Below are 26,417 nucleotides of genomic sequence, written 5' to 3'. Positions count from 1 at the left end.
GATCAGCACCGAGGTGTTCTTCCCCGCCGACGAGGAGTCCTTCCGCTACGGCAGCAGCGCGAACGGGTCGCCGTCCACGCCCTGGCCCACCGGGAGCTGCACGGCGGTGGGGCGGGCTGTCGGAGGCCGATCGCCGGCCGGCGCCGGCTCACGCGCCCCTGACCACGCCGAGGACATGTGGGCCGACGACACGTCGGTCGACGACACGACACCTGGAGGGAACAGCCGTGGCCTGGAGGCCCCGCCAACTCGCCGATCTAGCCGACGTGCCAGCCGGGAGGCTGATCGTGGACAGGACCGGGACCGGAGCACAGGGCGAGCACAACGACGTCGGGATCGTGCTGTTCGCGGACCGCGCGCCGCCGGTCTCGCCGTCTACGCCGACCCGGCCGACCCGGAGTCCACGGCCGGCAACGCCACCATCGCCGAAGCGACAACGATCGCGGTACGGCGGCTCGTCGGTCAATAGCAGGCACACTACCCTCGGAAAGAAAAGATCATGGGGCACGTAACCATCGGGAACGAGAACAGCACGCCGATCGAGCTCTACTACGAGGACCAAGGCGCGGGTCAGCCCGTCGTCCTCATCCACGGCTACCCGCTCAACGGCCACAGCTGGGAGCGCCAGACGCGCGAGCTGCTCTCCAACGGCTACCGCGTCATCACCTACGACCGCCGCGGCTTCGGCCGCTCGTCGAAGGTCGGCACCGGCTACGACTACGACACCTTCGCCGCCGACCTGAATGCCCTGCTGGAGACCCTGGACCTGCGCGATGTCGTCCTCGTCGGGTTTTCGATGGGCACCGGCGAGCTCGCCCGCTACATCGCTCGATACGGCCACCAGCGGGTCGTGAAGCTCGCCTTCCTGGCCTCCCTGGAGCCCTTCCTCGTCGCTCGGGGCGACAACCCGGAGGGCGTGCCCCAGGACGTCTTCGACGGCATCGAGGCCGCGGCCAAGAGTGACCGCTACGCCTGGTACGAGCAGTTCTTCTCCAACTTCTACAACCTCGACGAGAACCTGGGCAACCGCATCGGCCAGGAGGCGGTCACAGCCAGCTGGAACGTCGCCATCTCCAGCGCCCCCGTGGCCGCCCATGCCGTCGTCTCCTCGTGGATCGAGGACTTCCGCGCCGACGTCGAGGCTGTCCGGGCCAGCGGCACGCAGGCCCTGATCCTGCACGGCACCGCAGATCGGATCCTCCCCATCGAAGTCACGGCCCACCGCTTCCGCCGGGCCCTGCCCGACGCGCAGTACGTGGAGATCGACGGCGCCCCGCACGGGCTGCTGTGGACTCACGCCGACGAGGTCAACGCCGCCCTGCTCGCCTTCCTGGGAGATCCACTCCCCAAGGGCGTCCGCCCCGGTTCGCAGGAGTCGCCATGACCACGGCCACCGGCGCCTCGCCCCGCGGCGCCGAGCTCGACGTGCGCCCGCGGCGAGCGCCTCGTCCATACGCTGCCCGTGCCGTGGCAGCGGTTCGGCGTGCTCGATGCGCAAGCTCGTCATCGGCGATCGACGAACGGGACCCGACCCTACCCACGGTGGTGGGGCCATCGGTCAAGGTACTCGGGCCCGTGGTCTGCGGTCCTAGAAGCACCTGCGGCAGGCCGCTGAGCATGCTCACACCATTCACGGTCAGGTCGGCACCCCCGAACGGGACCCGGCTCGGTGGGGTGGCACTGCCACAGCAGGGGCCCGAGGATGCGCTCATCAGGATCCGAGCGGGGCTCACCGGCATCGCGCTCGTGCACGGGGTCGGCGTCCTCGTCGGGGACGATCCCGCCGGCCTCGGACGGTACGGCACGGACTTCTGGGGCCGGAAGATGGTCACGGCTGAGGGGACGCGATGAGGGCAACCGGTGCTCCGGCTCCGCTCGTCGGACGACAGGCAGAGATCGCTGCCGTGACCGAGGTGCTCGACCGAGCCCGCCGTGGCACCGGTGGCGCCCTGGTGCTCTGGGGTGAGCCGGGCATCGGCAAGACCGCACTTCTCGACCACGTCACCGCGGCGTCTCCCGATTTCGCCCCGCTGGCGGTACAGCCCGCACGGTGCGAGTCAGGGACCCCCTTCGCCGGTCTGGACACGTTGCTCCGGCCGGTCGAGCACCTGATCGCGACTCTTCCGGTGTCCCAGGCGTCAGCGTTGCGAGGCGTGCTCGCGGGCGAGGCCAGCGCAGCGGGCCGGTCGCTCACCGCCGTGGCGGTGCTGTCCCTGTTGTCGGCGCTGGCAGTCGACCGCCCGCTCCTGATCGTCGTGGACGACGCACACCGGCTCGACGCGGAGACCGAGTTCGTGCTCGGATTCGTCGCCCGGCGGGTGGGGACCGATCCGGTGGTGGTCCTGGTCGCCGGCCACGACGCGCCTGCCGGCGGATCGTGGGAGGGGGTCGATCCGCTCGCGGTGAGGCCTCTCGCTGACGACCACGCCGCCCAACTGGTCGGCGCCGCCCACCCCGGCCTCGACGGCCCCGAGGTCACCCGCGCGGTGAGAGCAGGCGGGGGCAACCCGCTGGCACTGCACGAGCTGCCTGTACCAGTCGACGATCTTGCCGCCGGCACGGTGCCCGTGGGGCCCCGGCTGCGTAAGGCCTTCGCCGAGCGCCTGCAGACCTTGCCGCCCCCGGCACGCGAGTTCGTCGTGCTCATGGCCGCGGCTCGTGCCGACGGTGATCAGCTCACGCTCGCACGGTCAGCACGTTCCCGCGCCGCCGAGGAGCCGGTCTGGGAGGAGACGATCCGGTCGGGTCTGCTCGCCGGGACGCCCGACCGGCCTGCGCTACGGCACCCGGTGGTCCGGGCCGCTGTCTACGCGAGCGCCTCCCCGTCTGAGCGCAGGAACGCCCACCGGACCCTGGCCGCCGCGCTTCCCCCGGGCAGTCGCGGGCATGTCTGGCACCGGGCCGCGACCGTTCACGACGTCGACGAGGAGCTCGCCGGGCTGCTCGAGCAGACGGTGCCCTCGGGCGTCGGCGCGGTACCGATCCTGCGGCGGGCCGCCGAGCTGTCCGCCGACCCGGCCGCTGCGACCCGCAGGCTCGCCGGCGCGGCCGTGGCCGCCTGGCACGGCGGCGACGCCACGATGGCGCGTCGGTTGCTGGCCGATGCCCGGAGCCTGACCGACGAGGTTCTGGCCACCCGCGCCAGCCGCGGCCTGCGCGGGGTACTCGAACTCGCCGAGGGGTCCCTGGAACGAGCCCACCGATCGATCAGTCGCGACATCGCCGCGTTCGACGATCCGCGCATGAGAGTGGAGCTCGGCGCCGCTGCCCTGCACGCGGGATGGTCCGCGGCCCGCGACGACCTCGTCGGTGAGTCCCTCACTCGTCTCGCGGGGCTGACGGCCCCTGGGCTGCCCGAGGTCCTCCCGATCGTCCGGACGTGGTGGGGGCCAGCGACGGACCCGGCACGGGCAGCGTCGTCGGCAGCACTCGGTGACGTCATGGCGCACATCTCCCGGGTGGAGTCGCAGCTGCTCCCGGCGTCGCCGCTCGGACTGGTGTGGGGCCTCGACGAGCCACTCGCCGATGCCGTGCACGCCCTTGTCCGCAGGCACCGCCGTCACGCCGATGGCACCTCGCTTGCTGCGGCGCTGGCTCGGATCGCGCGACTCGACATCGCCGCGGGCCGGTGGGGCGCTGCGGAGGACGCCGCGGCCGAGGGGCTCGCGTCGGCCGAGCGAATCGGTGCCGAGCACATCGCTGCGGAGTGCCGGAACTGCCTCGGGTGGCTCGCCGCCGCCCGCGGTGACGGCCGCAGCGTCGACCATCTGACCGTTCGAACCCTGCAGCTGGCCAGGCCGCGCCGCGACCGTGCGGTCAGCGCCTCGGCCTACTGGAACCGTGGAATGGCCGCTCTGGCGGCCGGTCGCGCCGATGCTGCACTCGACCTGCTCGCCCGCTTGGACGAGCACGGGCACGAGGCAGCACATCCGATCGTCGCTTTGCTGGCAAGCCTGGACACGATCGAGGCCGCCGTGCACGCGCGGCGGCCGGAGGTCGGCCAGCGCCGCGCCGAGGCGCTCGACGCCTGGGTACGGCGCACCGGCGCGCACTGGGCGAGATTCGCAGCGCACCTGGCACGCGCACTGCTGGACGAACCCGCCGCCGAACGGTCCTACCGGGCGGCGCTGGACGTGCCCGGTGCGTCCCGGCGCCCGTTCGACCACGCACGGGCCCGTCTGCTCTACGGCGAGTGGTTGCGGCGACAGCGGCGGCGCCGAGACGCCCGCCAGCAGCTCGACGCCGCTGCCGAGACGTTCCACGCACTGGGAGCGCGCCCGATGCTCGAGCGGGCCCGGCGTGAGCAGCGTCTGATCACGGCGCCCGCACGCCGTGCCACTGCCGCCGGCACGGGCATGGCCACGCTGACGGCACAGGAACACCGGGTGGCCCAGCTTGCCGCCGACGATCTGACCAACCGCGAGATCGGGGCCCGTCTGCGGATCAGCGACCGCACCGTCGGGCATCACCTATCCAACGTGTTCGCCAAGCTGGGGCTCTGCTCACGGCGCGACTTGGCGGCCACTGGCATCGTCGGACGGAGATGATTCCGGCTCGGTCGCGACGCCTGACGAGCTCGTGCACGGGTAGGCGGTGAGACGTCGCGAGCTTCGGTGTGATCTGGGTTCACGTCTGCCCTGTCGGCTTCAGGTCCACGGTCTGCTGGTGAGACAGCAGGCCGGCGACGGCTTGGATGGCGTCGCTCATGTGCTCGCGGCGGCCGAGGGCCGATGTCTCACCGCCTACCGTGCACGAACTCGTCAGATGGCTACCGGCGCCCCAGGTGTGCTGCCACTGGAAGGGCCTGCAGCGGCAAGACCGCGTCGGGGACGTCGCTCACCACAGCACCTCGTCCATGCCGCGGTCGTTGACCGAGGCGCCGCGGTCGTCAACCGCGCGCGACTGCCGCCCGAACGTCGGCAGCCCTTCCAGCTCGCACCGCAAGGTACCGAGCGTCACGGGCTTGCACGCCTCAACGAGGGCCTTGAGTGCGCGGGTGATGCGCTGTTCGAAGCACGCATCGTCTCACCCGTCCCGCCCCTCTCAGCCTCCTCTTTCTGGAGGAGGCCGTGCAGGAGGCGCACGACGTCGAGCTGGGCCTCGTTGTAGAACGCCGCCACGGACTGGGTGACGACGGACCGGGTGAGCTTCCCGCTGCGGCGGGACGCGGCGTCCAGGTCCGTGAGGGCGGTCCGGTCCGCGCGCTGGGCCCGGACCGCGGTCGCCAGGTGCTCGAACTCCTCGTCCATCTTGTCCCGGGGGCGCGTGTACTGGTCCCGGATGAGGGACATCGCCGTCGGCGTGAGGACGCTCGAGGACGCCACCAGGAGGTCCTGCTGGGCCTGGGGCAGCGTGGCGGCGGCGGCCCCGAAGCCCGCGGGCAGGCCGAGCGAGGCCCCGTCCTCCAGGATCGCGGCCAGTTGGCGGCGCATGTGCTGCTGGCGCTCGATGTTCGCCGCGAGTTCGGCGTCCAGGGCGCGCAGGATCTCCTTGGACCGCGCGTCGGCGGCGGCCACCGTGGGGATGTCGGAGAGCGGCACGCCGAGATCGGTCAGCCGGCGGATGCCCATCAGCCGGACCAGGTGCCGTACGTCGTACCGCTTGTAGCCGCTCGGTGCGCGCTCCGGCTCCTCCAGCAGACCCAGCTTGTGGTAGTGCCGGACTGTCTTGAGCGTCGTGCCCGCGAGTTCCGCCAGCTGGCGCGTGCTCCATGTCACGAGAGTCCCTTTCCAAGGGTCCGTCGTCCGTCGCCTTCCGGGGTTGCGTCGCCGGGCGGCGCGCGCCGCCCGGCCGACCCGTCCGCCGGGAGGGCCCTGTCTCCCCCTGCCCCTGGCCGCCGGATCGTTCCCCGGCCACTACGGATCATCTCGCGGGGCGGGCTTGACTGTGCCCTTGGGGCAGTGAGTGCGATGGGCGCGGCCAACCCACCACCAGCGCATGGGAAAGATGCGGATATGACGCGAGGACGCGGTATCCGGCGGAGCGCGGCCCTGGCGGTCGCCCTCGGCTTCGGCCTGAGCGGGTCGCTCGTCGCGGGACCGGCGGGCGCGGAGGAGAAGGAGGGACCCAGCGTTCGGTGGGGCACCTGCCCCGAGGACGTGGCGGCCGAGGCGGCGCCGGTCGTGTTGGAGTGCGGCACCGTGCCCGTACCGAAGGACTACGCCGACCCCGACGGCGGCCGGATCGAGCTGATGATTTCCCGGCTGGCCAGTACGGACCCCGACAAGCGGCGCGGCACGCTCATGCTCAACCCGGGCGGTCCGGGCGGCTCCGGTCTCTCCCAGCCGGCTTTCCTGGCGAACCGGGGCATCCCTTCCGAGGTGCTGGACACCTTTGATGTGATCGGCATGGGCCCCTCGCGGCATCGGGCGCTCGGCACCGGTGGCCTGCGGATTCACTCCGGAGGGTCCGTACTTCGCCAACATCCCGCCGTACGCGGTCGACGACGCGGCGGTGACCGCGCGGGCGAAGGTGGTGAAGAAGGTGGCCGAGCAGTGCGCGGAGCGCGACAAGGACGGGGTGCTGCCCCACCTGACCACGGCCAACACCGCACGCGACCTGGACCCCATTCGGGCGGCTCTCGGGGAGGAGAGGACCAGCTTCCTGGGCTACTCCTACGGCACGGCGCTGGGGGCCGCCTACGCGTCGATGTTCCCCGAGCGCTCCGACCGCATCGTGCTCGACAGCAACATCGGCGACACCCACCTCGACCGTGACGGCATGCGCCGCTTCGCGCTCGGGGTGGAGCAGACGTTCCCCGACTTCGCCCGGTGGGCGGCCGCGCGCCACGACAGTTACGGTCTCGGCCGCACCCCCGCCGAGGTCCGCCGGACCTACTTCACCCTCGCCGAGCGGCTCGACGAGAAGCCGGTCGACGGGTTCGACGGTGGCATGCTCCGCCAGATCACCTTCAGCTTCTTGTTCAAGGAGGTGCAGTACAGCAAGCTGGCCCAGCTCTGGCAGACAATGAAGAGCGGCGGCGACGCGAAGGACCTGCGGACTCTGGTCGCCCGGAGCGGCCCGGCGGACCAAGGGGACGGCACGGCGGACACCCCACCGTCCCTGGACAACCAGCTCTCCGTCTTCCTCGCCGTGACCTGCAACGACGTCAAGTGGCCGACGAGCGTGGACACCTACCGCAATGGCGTGGCGGAGGACCGTGCGCGCTACCCGATGTTCGGCGCCGCTGCCGCCGACATCCTCCCGTGCGCGTTTTGGCCGTACGCCCGGGCGGAGAAGCCGGTGGCGATCGACGACGACGGGCCGCGCAACATCCTGCTCGTCCAGAACCTGCGCGACGTGCCGACCCCGCATGTCGGGGGGGAAAAAAGCTGCTGCGGCAGAAGTTCGCGGACCGGTCCCGGCTGGTCAGCGTGGACGACAGCGGTCACGGGGTCTATGTGGACGGCGACACCCTCTGCGCGCTGAACACCACCACGCGCTACCTCGTCGACGGGAAGATGCCGAAGGCGGACGCCCTCTGCCCGGCTGGCTGAAACTCGTGACGATCCGGCCCCGGGGGTAACGGATCGCCCTCACTCCTCGGGGGCCGGAGCCTTGGCGCTGGTGGATCTCCGTACCGAATTTGCTGTGATCGGTCGGATTCGGCTCGGTCAAAGGCTCCCTTTTGCGGCCCCGCTGACCGAGTCGACCGCGCACCGCCACCAGTCCAACTCCCTTCGGGACCTCAGCTCGTCGAGGACAACGGCGGAGCCGGGCTCAGACCCGTTCCTGGCTCCGGAGGGTGAAGCGTCGGTAGACAGTTGGCCGGCCGGACCGAACACAGTTGGCAGCTGCCGCCAGGTGCAGCCCGTGGTAGCCACTAAGGTGATCGCTACGAGAGCGTCGCGGTCACCAGCTCCGCACCGTCCCTACCTTGCGGACTCTCAACCTGCGTTGTGCGAAGCGAGCCCAGTGGAGTACTCGTCCGGGAACAGGCAGCACCGCCGGCTCGATCGCGGCGGTAACCGGCAGGCGAACGGCTGCCACTGCCCGCAGCAATACGACGGTAACGGAATAAGGGCTCTGCGCCGGTACTGCGTCCGTCGCGGTCGACGTGCTGGACCGGAACCGGTCGGCAATGGCGTACCGCATTGACGATGGTGAGCGGGACCTCGGCATCCGGGTAGTCCGGTTCACGGGCTCATCTCTGAGGGTGAGTTCGGGGACCCGTTCCACGTACGGTTTGCCGGGGCGCTGAGGTTCACTCTGCGCACGGCTCCAGGCCCGCGTCGCGGGCCAGGAGCGCCGCTTGGACCCGGTTGTCGCAGTCGAGCTTGGTGAGGACGCGGCTGACGTAGGTCTTCACCGTCGCCTCGCTCATATGCAGGCGGGCGCCGGCGTCCGCGTTGGACAGTCCTTCGCCGAGCAGGGCCAGCACCTCGCGTTCGCGAGCGGTCAGCCCGGCCAGGCGGCGGCGCGCCTCCTCGCCACGCACGGTGGCGGTGGGGGAGGCGAGGGTGTCCACCACGTGGCGGGTGGCGGCCGGGGACAGGTATGCGTTGCCGACCGCCGCCGCACGGACTGCGTGGATCAGCTCCTGCGGGGCGGTGTCCTTCAGCAGGAAGCCCGCACTGCCGTGGCCGAGCGCCCGCAGGACGTTGTCACGTTCCCCGAATGTCGTCAGGATCAGCACCCGTACCCCCGGCGCGGCACGGCCCAGTTCGGCCAGCGCGGTCAGCCCGTCCATCACGGGCATCTGGATGTCCAGCAGGGCCACGTCGACCGCGGTGCTCCGGGCGGTGTCCACCGCCTCCCGGCCGTCCCGTGCCTCTGCGACGACCTCGATGTCCCCGGCGGAGGTGAGGATCATTCTGATGCCTGCTCTGATGAGCGGCTCGTCGTCGGCGATGAGAACCCGAATCATGCGGTCTCCTGCGCGGGATCGGTGTGACAGGCGGACAACAGGCCGGCTCATCATGCCCGATCCGGCCGGGAGCGCGGTCACAGACCTCGGGTCAGGGGCTCCACGTGTAGGACACTTTGGAGGCGAGCTTCCCGCCGCGGAAGCAGAACCGGTAGACGATGTCCTTCTCGTCGTCCACGAAGTGTTTGCAGGCCGCGTCATCGGGCAGCGCAGGCCCCTGCTTCTCCACGCCGTCGGTGAGCAACGAGCCGCCTTCCGGCAACTTCCCGCGCAGGTCCGCCTCGGCCTCGCCGACTCGAGCCGACTCGTACACGCTCGCCGGTATGGCCCCCTTCTCCAACTCGTCGATCCCTTTCGACACCCCCCACACCAGAAGGGCGCCGACGCCCACGACGAGGACCACGGCGGTGGCAGCGCATCCCAGGGCGGCGTTCTTCTTGCTGCTCATGATGGCGGTGAACTCCTTGTGCGGTACGGAGCGTTCGAGGACGCCACCACCATTTCCCGCCGATGCCCCGCCGATCTGCCCTCGGAAGTCGTCGTCCGCAGCCACCGAAGTCGCGCCGCCCGGAGGGGACTGCCGCTCGCCACCGGCGTACGGCAGCACACCGGCGAGGCGGAACCCCCCGTCGGGGGTGAGGCCGGTGTGCACCATGCCGCCGACCAGACGGGCCCGCTCCCGCAGGCCCGTCAGCCCCTGTTGACCGCTGATCGCGGGGAGTGCAGCCGGAACCCCGGCCGGTACTGGGCCGTTCGCCACCTCGACTACGAGGCTGTCCGGTTCGTAACGCAGCGCGACCGTGATCGGGGCGCCCGGCGCGTGCTTGTGCGCATTGGTCAGTCCCTCCTGAGCGATGCGGTACGCCGCCCGGTCGACAGCGGGGGTGAGGGTCCGCTGGGCGCCGGAGCGGTGCAGTTCCACTGTCGCGCCCGCCGCCCGCGACGACGCGACCAGCCCTTCGACAGAAACCGCGGCACGGTCCGAGGAGGGCCCGGCTCCCTGCGGACCGGGCCCGGACATCTCCGCGTCATTGCGCAGGATGCCCACGGCTTCGCGCAGCTCCCGCATCGCCGATCTGGATGCCTCCCGGAGGACGCCCACACCTTCCCGCTGGCGGTCGTTGAGCCCCGGGTCCACCTCCAGTGCCCCGGTGTGCACGGCGATCAGGGCAAGTTGGTGGCCAAGGCTGTCGTGCATGTCCTGGGCTATGTGCTGCCGCTCCAGCAGCCGGGCCTGGCGCGCCACCATCGCCCGTTCGCGCACCAGTTGGGCGTTGTGCCGCCGTAGGGCGTCCAGCAGGGCGTGCCGCTGGGCACGGTACCGGGCGGCGAAACCGGGCACCACCGCCAGCACCAGGAACGGACCCCCGGTAAGTGCGACGGTCACCAGCACCGACAGTCCGAGGTCTTCATCTGGTGCGGTGGCCACGCCGGCGACAAGGTGGAGCACGAGACCGGCCGTGAACGCGGCCAGTGCCCGCGCCGGGCGCTCGATGCGGCTGCCGGCGGACCAGCCGGCGCAGAGCAGCAGGACGAACGCACCGGGAAAGGTGCCAGCCAGGGCTGACGCGACCAGCAGTACCGACGCGGGCAGGGCACGACGCGCCAGGGACAGTACGGCGACGACCAGGGCCAGTGCCCCGCCCTGTACCAGGGAGCCGGTCTCCGCCGTACGAAGGATGCCTGCGATCCCGGAGAGCACTGGCGTGAGCACGGCCTCGCCGACGATCCGCCTCCGGGGCCAGGGGGAGGCGGCGGCGAGACGGAAGCGGAACGACGGTCCGGTACGGGGAGTTTCTGCAGCATCCACGTGCAGACGATAGAGGGCTGCCCTCTGACGCCCGCATCCTTCCTTCGGTGCGGTCGCGCGCGACGAAGGGGGGGTCGGGGGGCCACGGTTCCTGGGATTCCTGCCCTCTTTGGTCGTTACGGGTGACGACTTATGGAGACTGCCGCAGGGCGGGCGGTCCGGTGACGATGGCTCCGCCGGACGCACTCAGCGGCGGCACAGGGAACGACGGCTTCGGGAGCGGAACAGTGGACAGTGCGGGACAGTGGACCGGCAGACGTTTCACCGTTCGGCAGGAGAACCGTCTCAAGGCCAGCCGTTACACCGTGAGCGAGTTGATGCCGGACGGCTCGGAGGGCGAGGTCCTGGCCTGCGCCGAGGTGAAGCGATTTTCGCTCAAGGAGAAGATCATTTTCCACGCCGGCCTTTCCGGGACCCGCGTGCTGTTCACCATCGAGGAGCGCGGCCTTCGCGGCGCCGGTGATGGCTACGACGTGTGGGACGCGGAGGGCGGCCTTGTCGGCAGTTTCGAGGAGAAGGACATCGCCTCCCTGGTGCGTTCGACCTGGGTGCTGGACCAGCCCGGATTCTCGTCCGCCGTCGGCCGGGAGCGTAACCGGTTCGTGGCCGTGCTCCGCCGCGTCTGGGACTTCCTGCCGCTGGACCTGGTGCCGTTCCTGTGGCCGTACCACTTCGACTTCGAGACGGGGGGCAAGCAGGTGCTGAAGGTGGACAGGAAGTGGGGTCTGCGGGACCGTTACGTGGTCGACATCCTCATCCCCGGGCCGGACCCCCGCCTGGCCGTCGCCCAGGCCGTGGCCCTGGACACGTTCCAGGACCGTTGACCCGAAGAGACTGGCGCCGGCGCGGGGCAGGTGGGCCATGTCGCCGGTGGGAAGGCTCCAGGCCCATGGCCGGATACCTCCGGACCGGCCTCGAACAGCCACGGGCCGCGACCTTTCGGGCCTCGGCGCCGTTGCGGCCCCAGGCGCTCCCGTTGGGGCCGTAGCCTGTGCGGCAGCTCGACGGGTCCCCCGCGCCTATGCCGGGCCGGGGTCTTCGAGCATGCTCACCGCCTGGCGGGCGAGCAGACGTTCCGCGTCGTCGTAGCTCCAGCCGCAGTCGACGACAAGCGATCGCCAAGCCGACAGTCCGAAGCAGAGCCACAGGCGGTCCGCCACACCGTCCACGTCGAGATGAGGAGCCACCACACCGAGGGCGACCAGGTGCTGCGCGATGTCGCGCAGCGCTTGGCGGTACTGCGCGACGACGTACTCCCACACCTGCCGCGCTTTGTCATCGCTGGCCATCGAGGAGTGGAGCAGGTTTATGGATGCGGCAAAGCGTTCGGTGTTGCTGCGGATTCCGTGCGCCAGGCAGGTCATCGCGGAGGCGAGGTCCTTGCTTCGGAGTACCTCGTCATGCAGCCCGGTGGTCTTCGAATCCGCCACGTCAACGGCCAGAAGAGCGTGCAGCAGCTGAGTCTTGGTGCCCACGCTCGCATACAGCGTCTTGGTCGCGACACCGGCCGAGCGAGCGATCTGCCCCATCGTCACCTGCGCATAGCCATGCGTGATGAAAAGGTCGCGCGCGGTCTCCAGGATGTCCTGTCGGGTCTGAGCCGCGCTTTGCTCACGTCGTGCTGACCGATAGCTCCGAGTCTGTTCGGGCATGTCGGCAGCCTATCGGACGCCAGAGTGGATAACTTCATTGCAGAGCATGTAACTTGAAATGGAGACCTCACGGGCAACTGAAGTCTCTTCCCCTCGTCCCGCCGGAGCGGTTCAGGGTCTTGGGGCCTGCCCGGAAGACCGTGCACTCCTACGCGAAGGTTCCGCACACATGACCATGCATGCCGAGTCCGACGCGCAAGCCATCGTGGAAACGCGGCTCGCCCATGAGACACACAGACTGGCTACCGGACTGCTCGTCGACGCCGTCGGCCGATCCTCCGTGCCGCGTCAAGTACTCGGGCAGCTAAGGGACTTCATCGTGGCGAACCTGCGTCACCACCATGAGGCCGAAGACGCATGGCTGTGGCCGCTCATCCTGGCAGCGGCGCCGGACACGAAGGGCGCACTGGACGAACTCAGCGAAGAACACGAGCACCTGGACAGGGCACTCGACCGCCTCGCCTCCGTCGATCTGACCGGTACGGAAGGCCCCGGCGGCGAGAGCCTGAGCGGCGACAGCCGGCACGCACTGCGCGAGGCGGCCGTCGCGGTGCGCGACAGCGTGCGTGACCACCTGGCCCACGAGGAACCACTGTTGCTCCCCGCCCTGCGGCGCATCACACCCGCGCAGTGGGAGGAGTTCGCCCAGAGAGTCATCGCCAGCACACCCCCGGTGGCCGGGCATCTGATGATCGGATTCCTCGATGAAGCCGGCACGCCGGCCGAGGTGGAGTCGATGCTCGTGAACATGCCGCCCCCGGTGAAGTCGTTGCTGCCCGCCCTGCGCAGCCAGGCCGCCGCCGACCTGCGAGTCCTGCGAGGCGACGGCTCGTGAGCTCCACTCGGCTCCCGTGGCCGGACACGGCTTACGAGGCATTCAAGGGCGACCTGACCGTCGCTGCCGCCTACCTCACCCCGGCCGGAGGCGCGGTGGTCACCAGCGTCTCACCGGTGGGGCTCGCGGACCGGGCGGCCAACGAGGTCAGCTTCACCACCTCGCTGGGCTTCCCGAAGAAACTGGAACGCATCCTGCGCAACCCACGCGTGAGTCTCGCCTATCACACGCGCGAGCACGGGTTCGCCACCCACAGCCACTACGTCCTCGCCCAGGGCCGAGCAGAGGTGGACCTTCAGCCCTCGGCGCAGCGACTGGCGGGGCTGATGGACGCCTCCGAGCCGTTCCTCGGGCGGACCAGGCGCGGAGGTGTATGGGACTGGCTGCTTCGCGAGTACCACCAGAACCGGGTCTTCGTCGATGTTCACCCGGACCGCATCGCCGTCTGGCCCGATCTCTCGGCGAGTGGACGTGTAACCGTGACGGGCGCCTCCTGGCCGGGGCATCCCGCCGAACAGGAACCGCCGAGGAACGGCACGACCCCGCGGACACCCGTCGCAAAGCTCGCCCGGCAGATCGCCGCCCTTCCTCATCGCCTGCTGGCTTACCAGGGTGCTGACGGCCACCCCGTCATCCTCCCGGTGACGGTCACCGGACACGACGAGACCGGCCTGCGCCTCGCCGCATCGTCCGAACTGCTGCCACCGGGCGGCCGCCGAGCGGGATTCCTCGCCCACAGCTTCCAACCGCAGTGCGTCGGTTTGAGCATGCGCACCGTCACCGGCTGGTTGACCGTCGAGGACGGACGGGCCCTCTACGCACCCCACACATCGAGGGGCATGACAGCGCCGCAGAACAGGATGGTCACGACCGTGGCCAACGGCCTGCTGGCCAAACGGGGCCTGCGCCGCGCGCAGCGCGACGGCACAACTGCGCGCCTGCGCGACCTCGCCGCCCGGGACCGGGCGCAAGGATCCGAGAGGCGATCCGACGGCATGTGAAGACGCCCCGGCCCAGAGCGCTCGAACCGCGGCGATGAGCGTCCTGTCGCGCACGGGCGGGAGGAACAACATCCCGACGACGCCCGGCTGGCGGACCGTCGGCAGGGCGGCCGGTGACCGCAACCGGCAAGCCACCACCACCCAGCGCAAGAGCCGCAGTCCGGTGATCGGCTACAGCTACATTCACTCGGCCGTCGACGACCACTCCCGGCTGGCCTACAGAGAGGCCCTGCCCGACGAGCGTCAGCACACCGCGATCGCCTTCTGGCAAAGGGCGAACGCGTACTTCACCGAACACGGCGTCATCGTCGAGCGTGTCCTCACCGACAACCGCGCCTGCTACAAGACGAAGCTCGTCACCCGAGCCCTTGCTGCGGCGGCATCGCACACAAGAAGATCCGGCTTCACCGGCCGCAGACCCATGGCAAGGTCGAACGCTTCAACCGCACCCTGCTCGACGAGTGGGCCTGCCTGCGGCCCTACACCTCGAACAACGAGCGGACAGCGGCCTGGCAGACTTCCTCCACACCTACAACCACCACCGCTGCCACACCGCACTCGGCGGCAAGCCACCAATCAGCCGTGTGAACAACGCTTCGGGTCAATACATCTAGATAGCGTCCGTTGCACGGTCTGCGCCCCCATACCCGTCCGGGGGAGCGGCGACGCCTGGCACACCCGTCGACCGGAGGGTCTTGAGCAGGTCGACGCTCGCGTTGTAAGGGGAGACACCCCACGGCATGTTCGAGTCCAAGATGATCAAAGTAGGTGGCTCTGGCTCCGCCCCCGGGCGGCATGCAATAGGCGGGCGAGCCTCTGAGGCCCGGAGCGGCCTCATCAGCGATTTTCGATCACGTTGCCTCTGCGACCACGGGACTCATGCACGCACTGGGCGCACCGACGTGACTCCACCGGCGTGAGACTTCGTACCGATGGAGGCACTGCCCCCCCACGGGGGCCACGACGGACCGAGTTCCGGTGCCGACCGACGCAGGGCCGTGACGCTCATTTGACGCTTTGGGCGCCCGGGGGCTCTCATACGAGACTCAAGAGCATGTCTGACCTGCTGCTTTCCTGCATGGCTCCGGGCCGATATCTTCCCGATGACCTCGCACATTGAATGTGTGGCGATTCTCGAACCGGCCGAGAAGCGTGTCTGACCTGCAGTTTCTCCGAAATCTCGTGGATTTCGGCTGGATCGGTCGACCTGTTTTCTGAAGTGCACCGCGTGAAGCGCCTCGCAAGCCGTGAGTGACCCGTAGAGGGTGCCTGACTTGTGAGTTCGAGAGATGTTCTTTTCGGGTGGTGTGGTCGTTACTCCGCTTGAACTCGCCTTGTCGTAGGTGCTGAGAGCTGTCGATCCGTGGGTATGCCTCTTCCGTGCGATACGCGCAGGGGGGCGGGTTCACTGCCCAGGAACAGCGGCGCCGGGCCTGGCAGGAAGGTGGCTCGGCGGCGTTGGAGTCAAAGGGGCCAGTCGCCGCCGAGGCTTGGCAAGCGGCAGTTCGACCAGTTGGAGCGGGAGTTGGAGAAGGGGCCGTTGGCGCACGGCGGGGAGGACCAGCGGTGGACACTGGCGCGGATCAAGACGGTGATCGGCAGCCGGTTTCATATCTCGTACACGGTCCAGGGTGTCCGGAAGCTCCTGCGGCGCAACGGCCCCACCTGAATGTCGAGCAACTACGGTAGGCCGTCCGCCGTCCGCGCGTGGTGCGTTACGACAGTCGGACCTCGGCGTAGCCATCGGTGACCAGGCCGCGTCTGACCGAGTCGGCATGATCGCGGATGGCCTGGTAGTCCTCCCGGGTCTGGGTGGTGGTGCCGTTGAGCAGGGCGCGGGTCAGCTCGAATGCCGGGGCCTGCACCCTGGCGTGCACCGCGACAGATTCCCCCGCGGTCATCCGGGCGCCGCCGACGATCTCACCGCGGCGCTGCTCAGCCTTGGCCAGCGCCTGCTGTGCCTTCTCCACCTCGGCCCGACAGCGGTCCGCCTCAGCGGCGAAGTAGTCCATCGTGGCGGCCGCGGCCGCTGCGGCATCCTCGGCGGTGACAATCGGGGCGGACTTCTCGGAGGGCATGATCCGGACCTATCAACGAGGGGGAGGAACAACCGACATTATCCCTCTGTCCGGCGGCTGTTGGGCCAAGCGGGACAACTCCAGACCCAGCCCCTGCCGATTAGCGTCAACCGCTGTCCCGATGTGCCCGAAGGCCGGACGGCGAGTTGGTCGATTTCGACGAGGAGAGGGACATCGAGGCGGCCCTGATCCTCAGGTGGCACGACGAGGAAGGACTCGGACCGAGCCCGATCTGCCGTCGCCTCAACGACACCGAGATTCCCTCCAAGCGCGCCAGGCGATGGCACCCCACCGGGTGTCGCCCGTCCTGGGTTCGGCCGCGCGGGAGGCCAACCGGCAGCGTTCCGAACGCGACAGGGCCCGGACGGAAGAAGAGAACCGCCGCACCAGGGCCTCGAAGATCCTCGACAGCATCCGGTAGTCCAGCGCCCTCACGGTCTGCACCCAGCGGGACGTATCCGGTGGCGGATAACGACCTCCACCCCCAGCGAGGCCGCCGACCACCCCAACAGCTTCACCAGTACGGATCCGGATCGGCCGGCCCGGCGGGATTCGTCTGGCGCCCGCCCCAAACTAGGCACAGCGCCCCCCCGCAAGGCAGGTGATGACCGGGCTTGCGCGCGGAAGGCCGTCTCCTGAGCTGTCATGAACCGCTGCTTTCCGCATCCGGACGCTTTCTCACTCCCGGTCACGGAGGACGGCCGGGGCGCGCAGGATGGCCTCGTCCCGTCGGTGGCGCCGGGGCAGGTCGAGGGGGCATGTGTCGTGACGGCGGAGGAGCGCGGCGGGAAGAAGGACGAGCGGCGGGTGGGGAATCTGCCGGTGCGCGCGGTTCGGCTGATCGGTCGTCAGCGTGAGCGGGGGGATGTACGGCGGCTGTTGCGCACCGAACGCTTGGTGACGCTGACGGGCGTCGCCGGTGTGGGCAAGACCCGGCTGGCGGTGGAGGCCGCGGCCGATTTGCAGCCGTCCTTCCGGGACGGGGCATGGTGGGTGGAACTGTCTCCGCTGAGCAGGGGCTCGGTGCTGGCCCTGGCGATCGCCGAAGCGCTGCCGCTGGCCGACCAGTCCGGGCGGCCGATGATCGACGTGCTGGCCGACTATGTGGCGGGGCGGGAGCTGCTCCTGGTGCTGGACACCTGTGAGCACCTGACCGACGCCTGTGCGCTGGCGGCGCGGGTGCTGCTGGACGCCGCGCCGGGGCTGCGCATTCTGACCACCAGCCGCCGCCCGCTGGGCGCGTGGGACGAGCGTGTTCTTGCGGTGGAGCCCATGCCGGTCCCCGAGTACGACGACCCCGGGGCGGCCGGCAGCGACGCCGTGGTGCTGCTGGCCGAGCGAGCCGCCGCCGTGGTGCCCGGGTTCGCGGTCACCGAGGCAAACCAGCCCGACGTGGTGCGACTGTGCCGGCGCCTTGAGGGACTGCCCCTCGCGATCGAGCTGGCCGCCGCACGGCTGCGCGAGCTGCCGCCGGCCGAACTGGCCGACCGCCTGGACGACCGCCTGACCGTGCTGGAGGGAACGGAAGCGGCGGCCTGCGTCGCCCTTCCGCCCTGGCACCGGGCGCTGCGCACGGCGATCGGCTGGAGCAACCAACTGTGCACGCCGCAGCAGCGGTTGCTGTGGGCGCGGACATCGGTGTTCGCCGGAACCTTCGACACCGCGGCCGTACGCCGGGTGTGCGCCGACAACCTGCTCCCCGCCGCGGGAATCCCGTCCCTCCTCACCGCGCTCGCCGACGCCTCGATCCTGTCCTGGGTGCCCACCGGTGACGGTGACCGCTACCGAATGCTCGACACCATCCGCGAGTACGGCGCCTTCTGGCTGACGGCCGCCGGTGAACGCGACGCCTGCCGCCGCCGCCACGTCGCCCACTACACGGCGCTGCTGCGCCACTTCGCCGACCGATTCCTCACCTCCCAGCAGGTGGCGCTGTACTGGGCCCTGGTGCCCGAACGAGAGAACCTGCGCGCCGCCCTCGGCTACGCCCTCGACGGCGACCGTGCCGACGCGGTGGCCCTGACAGCGGTGATGTGGTCGTACTGGACCTGTGCCGGGCAGCCCCGTGAAGCGGGCCACTGGATGGACCTGGCGCTGGAGCGCGCGCCCGAGCCGTCCGCTGACCGGTGCGCGACCCTGGTGTGGAGCTGCACCTATGCGACCTACCGGGGCGAACACGCGGCGGCACGACGGTTCGCGGACGAGGCACAGGAGGTCGCCGATCGGCTCGGCGACCGGCGCCTTGCCGGACATGCCGCCATGAGCCGTGGGATCGCGCTGGCCTACGGCGGCGAACTCGGCACGGGCCTTGACCTGTTGTGTCGGGCGACCGAGGTGCTCCTGGAGGTCGGCGATGCCGCCGGCCTGTGCTGGGTCGCATTCCGCCGCGGCCTCACCCACACCATCGGCGGCGATCTCGACGCCGGCCTCGCCGACTTCGCCGAGGCGCTCGATCTGCTCGGCGAAGGCAGCGAGGAGAGCTACCTCACGGCGTTCACTCTCGTCTCCATGGGCATCGCCCACGTGCTCTCCGGGGACACCGCCGCTGCCGGCAAGGCTGGGCTCCGGGCCCTGGAACTCCAACTGACCCGCGACGACCTGCTCGGCCAGGGGGCTTCACTCAGCCTGCTGGCCTGGGTCGCCGCGCAGGACGCCCGGTATCCCCGCTCGGCCTGCCTGTTCGGCGCGGCCGACGCGGCATGGACACTGGCGGGCGCGGTGCCCTTCGTCGGCAACCCCAAACTCGGGGCCCCGCACACCCAGTTCGACGCCACCGCCCGGCAGGCCCTCGGCGACCAGCACTACGTGCTGCTGCACCGCCAGGGCGCGAAACTGCCCCGACCGGCCGCAGTGAAGTTCGCCGTGAGCAACCGCGACACGGCGATCCAGGCAGCGCGCGACGCGCTCACACACCGCGAACGGGAAGTCGCCGCGCTGGTCACGGAGGGCCTGTCGAACACGGGGATCGCCAAGCGGCTGGCCATCGCCAAGCACGCCGCCGAGACCCACATAGAACACATCCTGGCCAAGCTGGGCCTCACCGCCCGCTCCGAGATCGCCGCCCTGATGCGCGACGAGCCGGGGGCGCAGCAAGCCCCGTAGGCGCGGCTCAGCGCTATCGCAAGCTGTTTGAGGCCCACAATGCAAAACGCCCTGTCAGCTTGTCCTACTCGGTGACGGCGAAGGCCGACGTGGCGTCACCAACGCCTCGGGGTAACCTCGGGGTAATTTGTAACTGCTGCAGTAGGCAAAGGGGAGCAGCGACGAAGTCGAGGCTCTCATCCGTCCCAACTGGCGGCCGTGGTGTTCTGCGGCGTGGCGGTGCGGCGGCGATGTTGGGCGTTGATGCGCTGGGCTTCTTCGAGCTGGTCTTCGAGGATGACGATGCGGCAGGCGGCCTCGATGGGGGTGCCCTGGTCGACGAGTTCCCTGGCGCGGGCGGCGATGCGTAGTTGGTAGCGGGAGTAGCGGCGGTGGCCGCCCTCGGAGCGCAGTGGGGTGATCAGGCGGGTCTCGCCGATGGCGCGCAGGAAGCCCTGGGTGGTGCCGAGCATCTCGGCGGCCCGGCCCATGGTGTAGGCGGGGTAGTCGTCGTCATCGAGACGGTTGAACGAGTCGTCTGCTGTCATCTGCACCTCTCTGGTAACACGCGTGGAGGGGCCCGGGTGCCGTGTGGCACCCGGGCCCCGAAGGAACTGCTACACCATCTGCCGGCCCTGATACTGCACCGGCCTTCTGTTTCCGCCGACCCGACCTGGAAGTTGTCGGGACTGCGGGGATCGCGGTTGCTTGACCGGAGACCACCTCACTATCGATGTCCTGCGGTACCCGGGCTCAAGACGTCCGCCCGGGCGATCCTGATGGCGCTCGGCTCCTCCGTTCTTCCCTCTTGATCAACTACTTGTCGAACAGAAACTGCGTATTACTGGCACTACTGGTGATGCGAACTGCTGGTGACCTGAGTAAGCGTCACTCTCCGGCAGCCAGCCCCGTCGCCCCTCCTGCATCTGCTCTGGCTTAGAACCCCACTGCCGAACTTCCCGGTGCGCGCGCCCGCAGCCGACGCCTTCACCAGGGTGCTGCTCACTTGATTTCACTGCTGGGTACTGCGAACTGCTCATGGCGGCCCCTGATCACTGCGGGCCACCCGGTCCGGTCGTCAGTCCCGTCGCCGTCCTGCAACCGCTCTGGCTCCGAAACTCCACCACCGCACCGTCCTGCGAATACGGGTACTTCTGCCCGGCAGTTCGTCTCTGCCGGGCCTTGCTCGATCTCGGCTACGAGAGAAACCATAACCACACCACCACCCAATGTCTACTCTGACCAACTGAGATTTTCGCGTGTTCGGCGGTGAGGCATTCAACCTCGTGCAGCGGGGGTCGGACGGTGCAACCCCTGTCCGACGCATCTCGAAGCGGCCCACACCGACGTCGCCGTCCTTCAGACGTCTCGGGGTGTCTCCGGGCCGGATGGAGCGCATTCTCTATGGACCCGGCGCACCATGAGGGCTCCTCATAGGCGTCCTTGTCAGGCAGCGCCGCCCCGCGACGGGCGAGGATGACCACCCCACCGACGACTCGAGGGCTGCTGCGCTAGTTGGCTCCGGCCGCCCCCTGGCCCCCGTCGCAGGTACAGGCCGAGCCGGTCAGTAGGCGGCCAGGGAGATGGCGGTGTAGTGCGCGCAGAAGGCTGCCACGGTCAGCGCGTGGAAGACCTCGTGGAAGCCGAACCAGCGGGGTGAGGGGTCTTAGCGAGTGCGGAGGAACACTGTCCGCGCTTTCGCCGGTCCGCCCTCTCGCACCCAAGAGGGGCATGATCGCGGGTCGGCACCAGCCGGGTCCTCGGTCGCGCCACACGACTCCGCCGGTGACACGGAGGACTGGGATGGTGCCGTGTCGCGGTGCGAGTGGCTCTTTGGAGTGACGAAGGGCGGCGTGCGAGGTCCTAGTGTCGGAGGGATGAGAGTGATGGACGGCAGGTGGCCCCGGTGGGGCGCTGAAGCCGGGTTGGTCGTGCTGACGTTTCTGCCGCCGCTGCTGTCGCAGCCGTACGTGGACACCGCCGGGGCGGCATGGGTGTCGCTCACGGTGTACGAGGCGGTGGGAGTGGTGGTCCTGCTGCTGAGGCGGCGGTTGCCGGTCACTGCCTTCGTCGTGGGTTTCGGGGCCCTGCTGGCGGCGCTGGTGGGCAGTGCGGGTGCGGGGGCCAAGCTGTCGCCGCTGGTCTTCCTGCCGCTGGCGGTGCTGCTCTACAACCTGGGCAACCACGGCACGAGCTGGCGACGGACCGTGTCGGCGGTCCTCGGCGTCACCGTGCTGAGCGTGGCCGGTCTGTGGCTGAACCGGATGACGACCGACGCCGGCGACTTCCAGGGCGGTCTGGACGTCCTCGCCGCACTGGCCCCGATGCCGCTGGCGTGGGCAATGGGGTTCGCCGCGCGGACCCGGCAGGAACTGCTGGCCGCGGCCGAGCGGCGGGCGGCCGACGCACGCCGGGCGCAGGTCCTGGAGGCGGCGCAGGCCACACAGCGCGAGCGGACACGGATCGCCGGTGAGATGCACGATGTGGTCGCGCACTCGCTGACTCTGCTCGTCGTGCACGCGGAGACCCTGCGGGCCCGCGGCGGCGAGTTGCCCGGCTGGGCCCGTGCCCAGGTCGACGGTCTTGCGACGGCGGGCCGGCAGAGCAGCGGCGAGCTGCGTGACCTGCTGCGGATGCTGCGCGATCCCGCGGACGCGATCCCGCTCCAGCCGGTGCCGGACCTCGGCGAGCTGGACGCGTTGCTGGACAGTCACCGTGCCGCGGGAGGGACGGTCGAGCTGACGACGGGCGGCGCGCTGGAGTCCGTGCCGGGGCCGGTGCAGCTGGCGGCGTACCGCGTCGTGCAGGAGGCACTGGTCAACGCACGTCGGCACGCGCCCGGGGCACCGGTCCGGGTGAGTGTCGACGGCGTCGCGGGAGAGTTGCGGTGCGAGGTCGTGAACGGCCGCGCGGCGCGGCGCGCAACGGCCGGCGCGGGTGTCGGACTCGGTCTGGTCAGCATGGAGGAGCGGGTGGGGGCGCTGGGCGGCGAACTCACCGCGCGCCCGACCGGTGACGGCGGCTTCCGCGTCGTGGCCACGATGCCGTGGGAGCCTGCCGGTGTCTGAGCAGGTCAGTGTGCTCGTCGTGGACGACGAGCCGATCATCCGCGCCGGGCTGAGCGCGATCCTGGACAGCCAGGCGGACTTCACCGTGGCGGGCACCGCGAACGACGGTGAGGAAGCCGTCGAGGCGTGCGCGCGGCTGCGGCCCGACGTGCTGCTGATGGACATCCGCATGCCGCGCCGCGACGGACTGTGGGCGCTGGCCGAGCTGGGCCGCCGGGGACTGACCGGGCCAGGACGCAGCCGGGTGCTGATGCTGACCACGTTCGACCTGGACGCATACGTCGACGACGCGCTGGCCGCCGGGGCGTCCGGTTTCCTGCTGAAGAACAGTTCGTACGAGGAGCTGACCGGGGCCGTGCGTGCCGCGGCGGCTGGGCACAGTGCGCTGAGCCCCGCGGTGACCCAGCGCATCATCGAGGGGCACCTCAGCGGCCGGCGCCGGCCCGGCGATCAGGAGCTGGCCCGGCTGCGGGACCTCACCGAGCGGGAGGTCGACGTGCTGCGTCTGATCCGGGACGGGCTGAGCAACGCCGAGATCGCCGAACGGCTCGTGGTGAGCCTGCACACGGTGAAGACGCACGTCAGCCGTGTGCTGACGAAGACCGGCTGCCAGAGCAGGGCGCAGGCGGCGGTGCTGGCCAGGAACACCCTGTCCTGACCCGCCCCTTTCTGGTGGGCGGGCGGGGGTGCCGGGCTCCGCGAGGTCATTCCTTGGAGTGACCTCGTGCCCGCGGGAAGCCCGCCATCGAGCGATGTGCCGGGAGCGCGCCGCTGACTGAATGGCTGTTGTGCGCGGGACCCGCCGGAAGGCCGCTCGACGGATGGATGCCAGGTCCCTCGACGCACAGAGCAACTGTCATGCGCCGAAGGGAACCTGTCATGTCCATACACACGCCGTGCCGCCGCCCCCGGATCCGCCGGGGGGTGCTGACCGTGGCGCTGGCGACCTGCATGGGCGCGGCGCTCGTGAGCTGTTCGGATGCGGAGCCGGACGGGGTCGGGCGGAGCGCGGTGAGCCCGGCGGCCGACACCCGGCTGGCCGGCCTCGCGCAGAAGGCGGCCGACACCGGCTCCTTGGGCGTCATCGTCCGGGTCGACTCCGGCGACGGGAAGCCCGTCGAGATCGCGAAGCAGGCCGCCTGGACGAACGACGATCACCGCATCGCCGTCGGCGACCAGTTCCGGGTCGGCTCCAACACCAAGACGGTCACCGCGACCCTCGTCCTGCAACAGGTCGCCGAGAAGAAGATCAGCCTCGACGACACGGTGGAGAAGTGGCTGCCCGGTCTGGTCGAGGGCGGCGGGGACATCACCGTACGGATGCTGCTCAACCACACCAGCGGGTTCGGCGACTTCCTGCTGACGCCGGAGTTCCTGCCCTCGCTCACCGGCCAGGAGCAGCGCACCTGGACGCCGGAGCAACTCCTCGCCGTCACACCTCAGCAGGAGTCCGCGCCCGGTGAGACGTACTCCTACAGCAACGCGGGCTACGAGGCGCTCGGACTCATTCTGGAGAAGGCCACCGGGAGCGACCTGGCCGAGCTGATCCAGGAGAAGATCACCGGGCCGCTCGGCATGAAGGACTCGTTCTTGGTGACGAACGCCGACTGGGACACCGACGAGACCACCGGGAAGCAACACGTGACCGGCTACGAGCCGGATGCCGAGCACCTGAAGGCCATCCTCGCCGGGACCGTGGACCTGCCCGAGGGTGTCGGGTTCGCCGGTCCCGAACGCCCCGAGGACAACGTCGACACCTCCGCCATCGACCCGAGCTGGTCCTGGGCGGCCGGCGGCATGGTCTCGACCGCACAGGACTGGCAGCGTTTCCTGACCGCGCTGATCTCCGGCGAGCTGCTGCCCGAGGGGCAGCTGAAGCAGATGCGCACCACGGTCGACGCTCCCGAGGAGGGTGGAGGCTACGGACTGGGCCTGATGCGGGTCGACACCTCCTGCGGCACCGTCTGGGGGCACACCGGCGGCCTGCCCGGCTACTCCAGCGAGTTCTACACCGACGCGAGCGGTCGGCGCAGCGTCGCCGTCCTGACGAGCACGAACTTCGGCATCAAGGAGAAGAAGGCCGCCACCGCGAACAAGACGCTTGTCGAAGCGGCCACCTGCCAGATGCTCGGCGAGCCGCAGCCCTCGGGCAGCCCCGCCGAATGACGCAGGCGGAGGCAGGACGCCCCTCCCCCCCCGTCGTCCACGCCGTCGAGAACCCCAGCATCCTGGCTCTGGCCGTACACCGCTTCGGCCCGGACTGCCCTCCGCTCGTGTGCACATCCGGCCGGCCCAACAGCGCGGCCATCCATCTCCTCCGCCTGCTCGCAGACCACGGCGCCTTCCTCCGCTACCACGGCGATTTCGACGGCGAAGGCATCCGCATCGCCGCCTATCTCCTGGACAAGACGCCGGCCCGCCCTTGGCGCATGTCGGCGACGGACTACCGGGCCGCAGTCGCCCGCACACCGCACGGACCTGAGCCGGGCCGCCTTACCGAAGCTCCCTGGGACCCCGAGCTGACCCGTGCCATGGCCGAACACGGCACCGCCGTGGTCGAGGAACTGGTGGCCGACGTCCTATCGGCGGACCTGATCGAAGAGGCTGGTTGAGTGGGCTGATCCGGCCGGCCGTAACGCTCATTTGACGCTCTGGGCGTCCTCACGCTCCTCGACGACCTGAGAAAGCTGCTCTGAACTGGTCTTTTCCACATGCTACTCAGGCCGACACCTTTGCGATGACCTCGCATGTTGAGTGCGTCGCCATCCTGGAACCTGCATCAAAGGGCCTTTGAACTGCATATTCATGGATCTCGTAGATCTGCTTGACCTGTTTCCGGGGCCCGGTCAGGAGCATCGCGTGGAGCGCGTGGCGTCGTGACATCTGAATGCAAAGACCACCGGATGTGCCGGTCGCGTCTGGCGGCGTTCGCTCGGCCAGCGGGTTGTTCTGCAAGGTGGCCGGTGCCTGGCAGGGCTTTCACGATGTCGGGCTACGGGAGCGCCCGTCTCCGTGGATCGCTCACATGGTTTGTTGCGGTGGCGGCACGATGAGGTCCAGGACGTCGGCAGCAATCAGAAGTGGCGTGCGGAGCGCGCCTTCATGGTCCTGCCCGAGCTGGGTCGTTGAAGCGCGTAGGTCAACAGGCGCATCGCATTCGTGCCCGGTACCGAAGCGATGCCGCGCAGGACGGCAAGCAGTGCGTTCCTGTGGTGGACAGACAGCTCGCGCTCGTAGTCCTCGTGCGCGGCGTCGCCCCGCATCGGGACGCCGTGCCGCTCGCACTCTTACGTCACCACGACGCCCTCGTGCTCTTGGACCTTGAGATCTACGGGGTGGCGAACGGCAGGCGGTGTTGTGCGATGTCCGCAAACACATGGCGGGTGAGTTCGGTCGGCAGCTGACTGGTCCAGACCTTGATGACCTGTCCGTCCCTCAGCGTGTAGACCACGCCCTCCACGCCGACGCTGAGGCGACTCGACCGGGTGTCCACGGGCGGCGAAGCATTTGCTGTGGGTCGCAGGCCGGGGGCGCTTCGCCGTCCGAGAGGATCTCCACCCGCGCATGAGATCAGCAGCGGTATCGTCCCGGCCCCAGGCGCCTTCGAGCGGCGCCGCGTCCCGGCACGCAGGCGGGCTGCTGCAACACGCTTTACTACACACCGCCAGGGCTGCTTTGTTCACTCGACGCGGCCCGGATCTCGGGAAGGCTTTCAGTGACGGCTTGCGCATAGTCGGCGAGAAGGCGCGTCAAACCGTCATGCTGAGCTGACAGTTGGTCGTACTCGTCGATCTCTGCTGGCGTCCAGGCCGTATCAGTGTCTTCCAGCTCCGACAGACGCAGCTTGGCCATGGCTGTGCTGACGACAGCCCGGGACGCAGTAAGAGGTCGTTTCATCCTGTTGTTTCATCCCGAGATGCGGCTTTGATGTGCTGGTGAGGGGTCGCGCCAGGAGACGGTGTTCTCGCCGGTGAGGCGGCGGGCCATGAGGTCGGTCATGGCGAGATGGATCATGGCTTCGGAGCG

23 protein-coding genes and 4 pseudogenes are annotated in these 26,417 nt (G+C 69.8%); 15 read left to right on the top strand and 12 right to left on the bottom strand.

Annotated elements, in window-relative coordinates; genetic code table 11:
- Window positions 1-45: 45 nt before the first annotated feature.
- On the bottom strand, window positions 46-207 hold the full coding sequence (locus ACWFRU_RS39650; RefSeq protein WP_453693264.1) for a hypothetical protein: 162 nt from the start codon (window positions 205-207) through the stop codon (window positions 46-48).
- 292 nt (window positions 208-499) lie between these two features.
- Between ACWFRU_RS39650 and ACWFRU_RS39645 the strand changes: the two genes are divergently transcribed.
- From ACWFRU_RS39645 to ACWFRU_RS39635, 3 genes are all read left to right on the top strand, one after another.
- Window positions 500-1,384 (top strand): alpha/beta fold hydrolase, encoded by an 885-nt coding sequence (locus ACWFRU_RS39645; protein ID WP_453693262.1) that lies wholly within the window; start codon window positions 500-502, stop codon window positions 1,382-1,384.
- Window positions 1,385-1,617: 233 nt separating this feature from the next.
- A complete protein-coding gene (locus tag ACWFRU_RS39640) occupies window positions 1,618-1,851 on the top strand; it encodes a hypothetical protein (RefSeq protein WP_453693260.1) in 234 nt (77 codons plus the stop codon).
- Window positions 1,848-4,547: an AAA family ATPase gene (locus ACWFRU_RS39635; protein WP_453693258.1), complete on the top strand. Its 2,700-nt coding sequence runs from the start codon at window positions 1,848-1,850 to the stop codon at window positions 4,545-4,547. The genes ACWFRU_RS39640 and ACWFRU_RS39635 overlap by 4 nt, the downstream gene beginning before the upstream one ends.
- 289 nt (window positions 4,548-4,836) lie before the next feature.
- Here ACWFRU_RS39635 and ACWFRU_RS39630 read toward each other — a convergent pair whose 3' ends face one another.
- Both ACWFRU_RS39630 and ACWFRU_RS39625 read right to left on the bottom strand, forming a co-directional pair.
- Entirely contained in the window at window positions 4,837-4,959 is a 123-nt protein-coding gene (locus ACWFRU_RS39630) for a hypothetical protein (protein WP_453693256.1), read from the bottom strand.
- The gene (locus ACWFRU_RS39625) at window positions 4,956-5,717 is read right to left on the bottom strand and encodes a MerR family transcriptional regulator (RefSeq protein WP_453693254.1); all 762 of its coding nucleotides are present in this window, start codon (window positions 5,715-5,717) and stop codon (window positions 4,956-4,958) included. Before ACWFRU_RS39625 ends, ACWFRU_RS39630 begins: the two co-directional genes overlap by 4 nt.
- A gap of 664 nt (window positions 5,718-6,381) precedes the next feature.
- Between ACWFRU_RS39625 and ACWFRU_RS39620 the strand changes: the two genes are divergently transcribed.
- On the top strand, window positions 6,382-7,428 hold the full coding sequence (locus ACWFRU_RS39620; protein ID WP_453693252.1) for an alpha/beta fold hydrolase: 1,047 nt from the start codon (window positions 6,382-6,384) through the stop codon (window positions 7,426-7,428).
- The gene (locus tag ACWFRU_RS39615) at window positions 7,374-7,496 is read left to right on the top strand and encodes an alpha/beta hydrolase (RefSeq protein WP_453693250.1); all 123 of its coding nucleotides are present in this window, start codon (window positions 7,374-7,376) and stop codon (window positions 7,494-7,496) included. The genes ACWFRU_RS39620 and ACWFRU_RS39615 overlap by 55 nt, the downstream gene beginning before the upstream one ends.
- Before the next feature lie 707 nt (window positions 7,497-8,203).
- Here the strand turns inward: ACWFRU_RS39615 and ACWFRU_RS39610 are convergent.
- Together ACWFRU_RS39610 and ACWFRU_RS39605 are read right to left on the bottom strand one after the other, a co-directional pair.
- On the bottom strand, window positions 8,204-8,866 hold the full coding sequence (locus tag ACWFRU_RS39610) for a response regulator transcription factor (protein WP_453693248.1): 663 nt from the start codon (window positions 8,864-8,866) through the stop codon (window positions 8,204-8,206).
- A 91-nt stretch (window positions 8,867-8,957) separates the two neighbouring features.
- Window positions 8,958-10,676 carry a histidine kinase gene (locus ACWFRU_RS39605; protein ID WP_453693246.1) on the bottom strand — a complete coding sequence of 573 codons (1,719 nt, stop codon included), beginning with the start codon at window positions 10,674-10,676 and terminating at the stop codon, window positions 8,958-8,960.
- Window positions 10,677-10,903: 227 nt separating this feature from the next.
- Here ACWFRU_RS39605 and ACWFRU_RS39600 point away from each other — a divergent pair, with 227 nt between their 5' ends.
- Window positions 10,904-11,500, top strand: a complete 597-nt coding sequence (locus ACWFRU_RS39600) for a hypothetical protein (RefSeq protein WP_453693292.1) — start codon at window positions 10,904-10,906, stop codon at window positions 11,498-11,500.
- A 195-nt stretch (window positions 11,501-11,695) separates the two neighbouring features.
- Here the strand turns inward: ACWFRU_RS39600 and ACWFRU_RS39595 are convergent, their stop codons facing one another.
- Window positions 11,696-12,328 carry a TetR/AcrR family transcriptional regulator gene (locus tag ACWFRU_RS39595; RefSeq protein ID WP_453693244.1) on the bottom strand — a complete coding sequence of 211 codons (633 nt, stop codon included), beginning with the start codon at window positions 12,326-12,328 and terminating at the stop codon, window positions 11,696-11,698.
- A 169-nt stretch (window positions 12,329-12,497) separates the two neighbouring features.
- On the opposite strand from ACWFRU_RS39595, the gene ACWFRU_RS39590 reads away from it, so the two are divergent.
- The 4 genes and pseudogenes from ACWFRU_RS39590 to ACWFRU_RS39575 all read left to right on the top strand — a co-directional run.
- Window positions 12,498-13,163, top strand: a complete 666-nt coding sequence (locus tag ACWFRU_RS39590) for a hemerythrin domain-containing protein (RefSeq protein WP_453693243.1) — start codon at window positions 12,498-12,500, stop codon at window positions 13,161-13,163.
- A complete protein-coding gene (locus ACWFRU_RS39585; RefSeq protein ID WP_453693241.1) occupies window positions 13,160-14,164 on the top strand; it encodes a hypothetical protein in 1,005 nt (334 codons plus the stop codon). The genes ACWFRU_RS39590 and ACWFRU_RS39585 overlap by 4 nt, the downstream gene beginning before the upstream one ends.
- A gap of 67 nt (window positions 14,165-14,231) precedes the next feature.
- A pseudogene (locus ACWFRU_RS39580) lies at window positions 14,232-14,778 on the top strand (integrase core domain-containing protein); the annotation flags it as partial.
- Between the two features lie 766 nt (window positions 14,779-15,544).
- Window positions 15,545-15,824: pseudogene (locus tag ACWFRU_RS39575) on the top strand (helix-turn-helix domain-containing protein); the annotation flags it as partial.
- A gap of 55 nt (window positions 15,825-15,879) precedes the next feature.
- On the opposite strand, the gene ACWFRU_RS39570 reads toward ACWFRU_RS39575, so the two are convergent.
- The gene (locus ACWFRU_RS39570; protein ID WP_453693239.1) at window positions 15,880-16,242 is read right to left on the bottom strand and encodes a hypothetical protein; all 363 of its coding nucleotides are present in this window, start codon (window positions 16,240-16,242) and stop codon (window positions 15,880-15,882) included.
- Window positions 16,243-17,007: 765 nt separating this feature from the next.
- Here ACWFRU_RS39570 and ACWFRU_RS39565 point away from each other — a divergent pair.
- The gene (locus ACWFRU_RS39565; protein WP_453693237.1) at window positions 17,008-19,344 is read left to right on the top strand and encodes an ATP-binding protein; all 2,337 of its coding nucleotides are present in this window, start codon (window positions 17,008-17,010) and stop codon (window positions 19,342-19,344) included.
- A 176-nt stretch (window positions 19,345-19,520) separates the two neighbouring features.
- Here ACWFRU_RS39565 and ACWFRU_RS39560 read toward each other — a convergent pair whose 3' ends face one another.
- On the bottom strand, window positions 19,521-19,871 hold the full coding sequence (locus ACWFRU_RS39560) for a MerR family transcriptional regulator (protein ID WP_453693235.1): 351 nt from the start codon (window positions 19,869-19,871) through the stop codon (window positions 19,521-19,523).
- A 1,016-nt stretch (window positions 19,872-20,887) separates the two neighbouring features.
- Window positions 20,888-20,989 (bottom strand): annotated as a pseudogene (locus tag ACWFRU_RS39555) (PAQR family membrane homeostasis protein TrhA); the annotation flags it as partial.
- Between the two features lie 220 nt (window positions 20,990-21,209).
- On the opposite strand from ACWFRU_RS39555, the gene ACWFRU_RS39550 reads away from it, so the two are divergent.
- From ACWFRU_RS39550 to ACWFRU_RS39535, 4 genes are all read left to right on the top strand, one after another.
- Window positions 21,210-22,391 carry a sensor histidine kinase gene (locus tag ACWFRU_RS39550; protein WP_453693233.1) on the top strand — a complete coding sequence of 394 codons (1,182 nt, stop codon included), beginning with the start codon at window positions 21,210-21,212 and terminating at the stop codon, window positions 22,389-22,391.
- A complete protein-coding gene (locus ACWFRU_RS39545) occupies window positions 22,378-23,049 on the top strand; it encodes a response regulator (RefSeq protein ID WP_453693290.1) in 672 nt (223 codons plus the stop codon). Before ACWFRU_RS39550 ends, ACWFRU_RS39545 begins: the two co-directional genes overlap by 14 nt.
- A gap of 221 nt (window positions 23,050-23,270) precedes the next feature.
- Window positions 23,271-24,557, top strand: a complete 1,287-nt coding sequence (locus ACWFRU_RS39540; protein WP_453693231.1) for a serine hydrolase domain-containing protein — start codon at window positions 23,271-23,273, stop codon at window positions 24,555-24,557.
- Window positions 24,554-25,003: a DUF2399 domain-containing protein gene (locus ACWFRU_RS39535; RefSeq protein ID WP_453693229.1), complete on the top strand. Its 450-nt coding sequence runs from the start codon at window positions 24,554-24,556 to the stop codon at window positions 25,001-25,003. Before ACWFRU_RS39540 ends, ACWFRU_RS39535 begins: the two co-directional genes overlap by 4 nt.
- A 716-nt stretch (window positions 25,004-25,719) precedes the next feature.
- On the opposite strand, the gene ACWFRU_RS39530 is transcribed toward ACWFRU_RS39535, so the two are convergent.
- The 3 genes and pseudogenes from ACWFRU_RS39530 to ACWFRU_RS39520 all read right to left on the bottom strand — a co-directional run.
- Window positions 25,720-25,884 carry a hypothetical protein gene (locus tag ACWFRU_RS39530; protein WP_453693227.1) on the bottom strand — a complete coding sequence of 55 codons (165 nt, stop codon included), beginning with the start codon at window positions 25,882-25,884 and terminating at the stop codon, window positions 25,720-25,722.
- A 161-nt stretch (window positions 25,885-26,045) separates the two neighbouring features.
- Window positions 26,046-26,243, bottom strand: coding sequence for a hypothetical protein (locus tag ACWFRU_RS39525; protein ID WP_453693225.1), 198 nt, complete (start codon window positions 26,241-26,243; stop codon window positions 26,046-26,048).
- A 54-nt stretch (window positions 26,244-26,297) separates the two neighbouring features.
- Window positions 26,298-26,417 (bottom strand): annotated as a pseudogene (locus ACWFRU_RS39520) (IS5 family transposase); the annotation flags it as partial.

The sequence above is a fragment of the Streptomyces sp. NPDC055099 genome, from assembly GCF_053607685.1.
Note: the sequence above shows the minus strand (reverse complement) of the source record. Positions and strands in the feature narration are given on the sequence as shown.